A 5,860-nucleotide genomic window follows, 5' to 3' on the forward strand; every position below is an offset into this window, starting at 1 on the left:
CCCTTGGGGATCTTGGCGCCCACGGCCTGGAACTTCGCCGGGTCCTCGAGGAACTCCTTGATCTCGTGGAGCTCCTCGACCGCCTCGTCCACGCCCGCGACGTCGGCGAAGGTCACCTGGGGCATGTCCTTGCTGATCAGCTTGGCCTTGGACTTGCCGAAGCCCATGACGCCGTTGCGGCCGCCGCCCTGCGCCCTCGACAGAATGAACCAGAACACGACGCCGATGAGCAGGAACGGGATGAGGAACCCGAGGATCGAGCTCCAGAAGCTGGGCTGCGGGTTCTCGGAGTCGAAGCCCTTCGGGGGGTCCGCCTTCTCGACGGCCGTCGCGACGGCGTCGCCCTGCGGCTCGACGTAGAAGAACTCGACCTTCGTGCCGTGGTCCTGCTCGCTCTCGGTGCCCGCGCCGGTGACGTACTTCTCGCTCAGCTCCAGCTCGACGCGCTGCTCCCCGTCCACGACGAGGGCGTGGTCGACGGTGTCGCCGGCGAGCAGCTCGAGCCCCTGGGAGGTCTCGATCCGCGACACCCGCTCGGTGTTGAACGCGCTGAAGGCCAGCGAGACGAGCAGCAGGCCGACCACGATCCAGATGATCGGGCCGCTCAGGATCTTCTTGATGTTCATCGGCGACGGGGACGGTTCCCCGCTTCCCTTCCGTCGGGCAACGTGTGGTTCACGACGCTACACGCCGAGTGTGGACGAACCGTGGGTGTTCGCCCAGGGCGCGACGGCGCTCGTCAGCTGTAGACGTGCGGCGCGAGCGTGCCGACGAACGGCAGGTTGCGGTACTTCTCGGCGTAGTCGAGGCCGTAGCCGACGACGAACTCGTTCGGGATGTCGAAGCCGACGTAGCGCACGTCGACGTCCACCTTCGCGGCGTCGGGCTTGCGGAGCATGGTCGCGATCTCCACCGACGCCGGGCCGCGGGACCGCAGGTTCGCGACGAGCCACGAGAGCGTGAGCCCGGAGTCGATGACGTCCTCGACGATGAGCACGTTGCGGCCCGTGAGGTCGGCGTCGAGGTCCTTGAGGATGCGCACGACGCCGGAGGACTTGGTGCCCGACCCGTACGAGGACACCGCCATCCAGTCCATCTGCACCGGGTGGTGCAGGCGACGCGCGAGGTCCGCCATCACCATGACGGCGCCCTTGAGGACGCCGACGAGCAGCAGGTCCTGGCCCGCGTAGTCCGCGTCGATCCGTGCGGCGATCTCGTCGAGCTTGCTGCCGATCTGCTCCTCGGTGAGCAGGATGTTGGCGAGGTCGCCTTCGACGTCCGACTGGTCCACGGTCACTCCTCGAGGGGCGGGGTTGGGTCTGGGGGGTGCGCCGCCCCGGCGGGGTGCGGCTCGGCGGGGCGCAGGTAGAGCCTGCCACACGCGCGGAGCGCTCGGGCGTCGCCCGGCAGGTGGACGTCTCCCTGCCCACGCCACGAGACGACGAGCGCGTCGAGGGCGTCCACGTGCCGCGCCGTCGTCGCGCCGGGCGGGCAGCCGACGGCCAGCGCCGCCGACCGCAGGGCACGCCGGCGCAGCGCGGCGTGCGCCTCCGCGAGGGGACCGACGTCGAGCACCAGGGTGCTGCCAGGGACCTGGCGTGCTCCGGTGGGCCGGGCCTCTGACGGCTCGCCGGCGGGAAGGGTGGCCGCGGCGAGCAGGTCGGCGGCCAGGGCGTCGAGCGCGTCGGCGTCGGCGCGCAGCTGGCCGGCGGTGCGCGCGAGCGACTCGACGACGCCCGGCCCCAGCGCGTCCTCCAGCACCGGCACGACGGCGGCCCGCACCCGCGTGCGGGCCGGCACGGCGGCGCCGCTCTCGCCGTCGACGCCCTCCGCGCCGTCGGGCATCAGGTTGGTGGGGTCGGTCCAGAAGTGGACGCCGACTGCGGCGCACACGGCCTCGGTCTGTGCGCGGCGCAGGCCGAGGAACGGCCGGCGGTAGCGGCCCCGGCGCCGGGGCATCCCCGCCAGCGACCGCGCCCCGCTCCCCCGCGCCAGCCCGAGCAGCACGGACTCCGCCTGGTCGTCGAGCGTGTGGCCGAGCAGGACGGCGACGGCCCCGGTCTCCTCGGCGACGCCGTCGAGCGCGGCGTACCGGGCGTCGCGGGCCGCGGCCTCCGGACCGGCCGCGCCGGGGCCGGCGCCCACCCGGACGCGACGTACCAGCACCGGGTCGAGGCCGAGGTCGCGGCAGCGCGCGGCCGCCGTGGCCGCCACGGCGTCCGAGCCCGCCTGCATCCCGTGGTCCACGACGACCGCCCCGACCCGCACCGCGAACCCCGCCGAGCGCACCGAACGGCCCACGCGCGGTCCCTCGAGCGCCGCGGCCGCCGCCAGCGCGAGGCTGTCCGCGCCGCCGGAGCAGGCGACGAGCACCAGGTCGCCCGCCGACAGCCCGCCGTCGCGCGCGAGGTCGCCGAGCTCGGCCCGCACGGCCGCGCGGGCCGCCGCGAGCGCCGGGTCGACGCGGGGCATGTCGTCGTCCGCCCGTCGTCAGCCGTGCACGCGACGGACCCAGGCGCGCGGGTCGGCGATCTCGCGGGCGGACGGCAGGAACCCGGGCCCCGACCAGACGGCGTTGAGCCCGTCCCGCCCGACCCGCTCCTCGACGGCCCGCACGAACGTTGCGCCGTCGCGGTACTGCGCGAGCTTGGCGTCCATGCCGAGCACGCGCCGCAGCACGACGTCCAGCGCGGGCGCCCCCTCGCCGTCGCGCCGCTTCTCGAACCGGGCGCGGATGGTGCGCACGGAGCGCACGACGCGCGGGCCGACGGCGTCCATCATCACGTCGGCGTGCCCCTCGAGCAGGGCCATGACGGCGGTGATCTCCTCGAGCTCGCGCCGCTGCTCGGGGCCGAGGATGCCGTCGAGCGGGGTGACGAGCTCGCCGCGCACCGCCCGCAGGACGGTGCGGCCGACCACCGCGGCCTTCTCCCGCAGCGGGGCGTGCGCCATCGCGACCGAGCCGCGGGTGACGCCGCTCATCAGGTCGCCGACGCGCCCCACCAGGTGGTCGGCGAGCCACGGCGCCGCGGCGAACTGGAGGGCGTGCGTCTGCTCGTGCAGGCACACCCACAGCCGGAAGTCCCGGGGGCGCAGCCCGAGCGCCCGCTCGACCTGCAGCACGTTGGGCGCCACGAGGAGCAGCCGGCCGTGGCCGGGGGCGTGGCCGGCGCCATACGGGTCGAACTGCCCGAGCACGCGGCCCGAGAGCAGCGCGAGCAGGCCTCCGACCTCCGCCGCCCCGGCCAGCCGCACCGCCGACGACGTGGCCGGCATCTGCCCGGCCAGCACCGCCATCACGGGGTCGGTCATGGCCCGCATCGACTGCGCGTTGGCGCGGGCCCAGCCGGCCCGGTCCACCACGTGCACGTCGCCGAGCACGCCCTCCGCGCGGGGCGCCGCGGGCGTCATGCCGGTGACCTCCAGCACGTGCCCGACGGCGTCCCCGGCCGCGGAGCGCAGCCCGGCGACCAGGGCGTCGAGGTCGTCGCGGGGAGCCGTGGCGCCCGGGCGCGCGAGCCGCCCGGCGATCTGGGCCGCCGCCGTCCAGTCCAGCAGGGGCTCGGCGGCGGGGGCTGGCGTGGTCACGGGACCACGGTAACCATCGCCGGCGAACCGCCGGCGTCGACCGGGCCTACCGGCAGCCGCAGTCGGCGAGCTTCCCCGCGAAGTTGTCGAAGATCACCCGCGCGCCGGCGGAACCGCCCTCGGGCACCTTGTCCGCGAGCGTCACGAACACCAGGAGCCGGTCGTCGGCCGTGACGACGGTGCCGGCCAGGCCCGTGACCTTCGGCAGGCTCCCCGTCTTGCCGTTGACGTAGCCGCGGCCGGGGTTCGACGTCGGGTAGCGGTCGTGCAGGGTGCCGTTCAGGCCCGCGACGGCGAGGCCGTCGGCGACGTCGCGCAGCGCGGGGTGGTCCGGGTCGACGGCGAGGGTCAGCACCGCGGCGAGCTGGCCGGGCGTCGCCCGGGACCCGCGGCCCAGCCCGGACAGGTCGACGAGCCTGGCGCCGTCCATGTCGACGCCGAGCTCCTCGACCTGCGCGGTCACGGCCTGGATCGCGGCCGTGCCGGTGCCCGGCTCGCCGGCGTCGAGCGCCACGATGCGGCCCACGACCTCCGTGATGGTGTTGTCCGAGCGGCGCAGCATGTCGCCGACGACGTCGCGCAGCGGCGCGGACTCCACCCGGCCGACCTCGCGGGCCGACGACGACGCCTCCTCGCGGGAGACCTCGCCGCGCACGGCGACGCCCCGCTTCTCCAACGCCTTCGCGAACGTGCGCGCGGCCGCCAACGCCGGATCCTTCTCGCGCGGTGCGTACTCCTCGTCCGTGGTGCGTGCGACGTCGACGGCGAGGGCGGCCACCGGGGCGGTGTAGCCGTCCCTGACGTCCGCGGCGGGCACGTCGGCGGGCACGGGCGGGCCCGAGAACAGCGAGTCGTCCAGGCCGAGGGTCACCGTGTCCTGCCCGGCGTCCAGCACCTGCGCGGCCACCTGGTCCGCGAGGTCGCCCAGGCCCGCACGGCCGTTCACCGCGTCGGGGTCGCCGGAACCGGCCGCGAGCATCATGTCGCCGCCGCCCACCAGCACGAGGCGTGTCTCGTCGTCGAGCACCGCCGTCGTCGGGAGCGTCGTGTCGCCGCCCGGGCCGGCGAGCGCGGCCACGGCCGTGAAGAGCTTCTGCGTCGAGGCGGGGATCATCGGCCGGTCCGGGGCGGCCGCGCCGAGCGTCTCGCCGGACGCGGCGTCGACGACGACGGCGCCCACCCGCTTGCCCAGGCGGTCGTCCTTCGTCAGCCCGGTGACGAGCCTGCCGACGGCGGACGCCGCGGGCTCCGGCGCGTCGGAGGGCAGGTCGGGCAACGAGCGCTCGGGGGTCGGGCCGGTGGTGGCGCCGGGCGCCGTCGGGAACGGGGCCGCCGGTGCGGGCGGGGGCGCGGTGGTGAGCATGCCCGGGACGACGTCGAGGGCGTCCGCCACGAGATAGCCGCCGAAGAGCGCGACCACTGTCGTGACGGTGGCGCCGACGCTGGCCCGCCACCCCATGTCGTCCTCCCGCGCCCCGTGAGCTGTCCGTGAGCCGTCCGTGAGCATCGTCACAGCCCGGACCCCGTGGCGCGCTCCGTGCGTATCTTCCCACGTCCGTCCGCGGTTCGACGCCGCCGCACCGGACCGGGCGGGCGCGCCCGCGCATGGCACACTTTGACAGGGCGTCCGCACCGAGCATGCCCGCAGCGAGCATGTCCGAAGCATCTCCCCGAGCACGTCCCGAGCATGGAGGAACAGTGGAGTTCGACGTCACGATCGAGATCCCGAAGGGCCAGCGGAACAAGTACGAGGTCGACCACGAGACCGGTCGCATCCGCCTCGACCGCATGCTCTTCACCTCGACCCGCTACCCGGACGACTACGGGTTCATCGAGGGCACCCTCGGCGAGGACGGCGACCCGCTGGACGCGCTCGTGCTGCTGGAGGAGCCCACGTTCCCCGGCTGCCTGATCCGCTGCCGCGCGCTCGGCATGTTCCGCATGCGCGACGAGGCCGGCGGCGACGACAAGGTGCTCTGCGTGCCGCTCGGTGACCAGCGCGCCGCGTGGCGGCAGGACATCGACGACGTCTCCGACTTCCACCGCCTGGAGATCCAGCACTTCTTCGAGGTCTACAAGGACCTCGAGCCCGGCAAGTCCGTCGAGGGCGCCCACTGGGTGGGCCGCTCCGACGCCGAGGCCGAGATCGAGCGCTCCTTCCAGCGCGCCAAGGACACCGGCTACTACGACGGTCACTGACCACCCGGCCCCGCGACGGCGCCGCACCCCACCGGGGGAGGAACGGCGCGGGCAAGTCGACCACGCTCTCGCT

General features: G+C 75.0%; 6 protein-coding genes. 1 reads left to right on the forward strand and 5 read right to left on the reverse strand.

The window, feature by feature from the left end; genetic code table 11:
- The 5 genes from ACFWEK_RS17960 to dacB form a co-directional block, all read right to left on the reverse strand.
- The coding region (locus ACFWEK_RS17960; protein ID WP_430554907.1) for an ATP-dependent metallopeptidase FtsH/Yme1/Tma family protein at nt 1–626 on the reverse strand (626 nt) is incomplete at its 3' end.
- Between the two features lie 113 nt (nt 627–739).
- Entirely contained in the window at nt 740–1,291 is a 552-nt protein-coding gene (gene hpt, locus ACFWEK_RS17965) for a hypoxanthine phosphoribosyltransferase (protein ID WP_429766771.1), read from the reverse strand.
- Nucleotides 1,292–1,293: 2 nt separating this feature from the next.
- Nucleotides 1,294–2,472 carry a tRNA lysidine(34) synthetase TilS gene (gene tilS / locus ACFWEK_RS17970; RefSeq protein ID WP_430554908.1) on the reverse strand — a complete coding sequence of 393 codons (1,179 nt, stop codon included), beginning with the start codon at nt 2,470–2,472 and terminating at the stop codon, nt 1,294–1,296.
- An 18-nt stretch (nt 2,473–2,490) separates the two neighbouring features.
- Nucleotides 2,491–3,588 carry a zinc-dependent metalloprotease gene (locus ACFWEK_RS17975; protein ID WP_430554909.1) on the reverse strand — a complete coding sequence of 366 codons (1,098 nt, stop codon included), beginning with the start codon at nt 3,586–3,588 and terminating at the stop codon, nt 2,491–2,493.
- Nucleotides 3,589–3,634: 46 nt separating this feature from the next.
- Nucleotides 3,635–5,047, reverse strand: coding sequence for a D-alanyl-D-alanine carboxypeptidase/D-alanyl-D-alanine-endopeptidase (gene dacB / locus ACFWEK_RS17980; RefSeq protein ID WP_430554910.1), 1,413 nt, complete (start codon nt 5,045–5,047; stop codon nt 3,635–3,637).
- A 239-nt stretch (nt 5,048–5,286) separates the two neighbouring features.
- Between dacB and ACFWEK_RS17985 the strand changes: the two genes are divergently transcribed.
- Nucleotides 5,287–5,787: an inorganic diphosphatase gene (locus ACFWEK_RS17985; RefSeq protein WP_079570841.1), complete on the forward strand. Its 501-nt coding sequence runs from the start codon at nt 5,287–5,289 to the stop codon at nt 5,785–5,787.
- Nucleotides 5,788–5,860: the final 73 nt, after the last annotated feature.

Origin of the sequence: Isoptericola sp. NPDC060257, assembly GCF_042726645.1 — a bacterium.
Lineage (GTDB): Bacteria > Actinomycetota > Actinomycetes > Actinomycetales > Cellulomonadaceae > Isoptericola > Isoptericola nanjingensis.

What these genes read in the sequence shown, in the direction of transcription:
- tilS (WP_430554908.1), bottom strand. Translation starts at nt 2,472, where the DNA reads ATGCCCCGCGTCGACCCGGCGCTCGCGGCGGCCCGCGCGGCCGTGCGG.
- dacB (WP_430554910.1), bottom strand. Translation starts at nt 5,047, where the DNA reads ATGGGGTGGCGGGCCAGCGTCGGCGCCACCGTCACGACAGTGGTCGCG.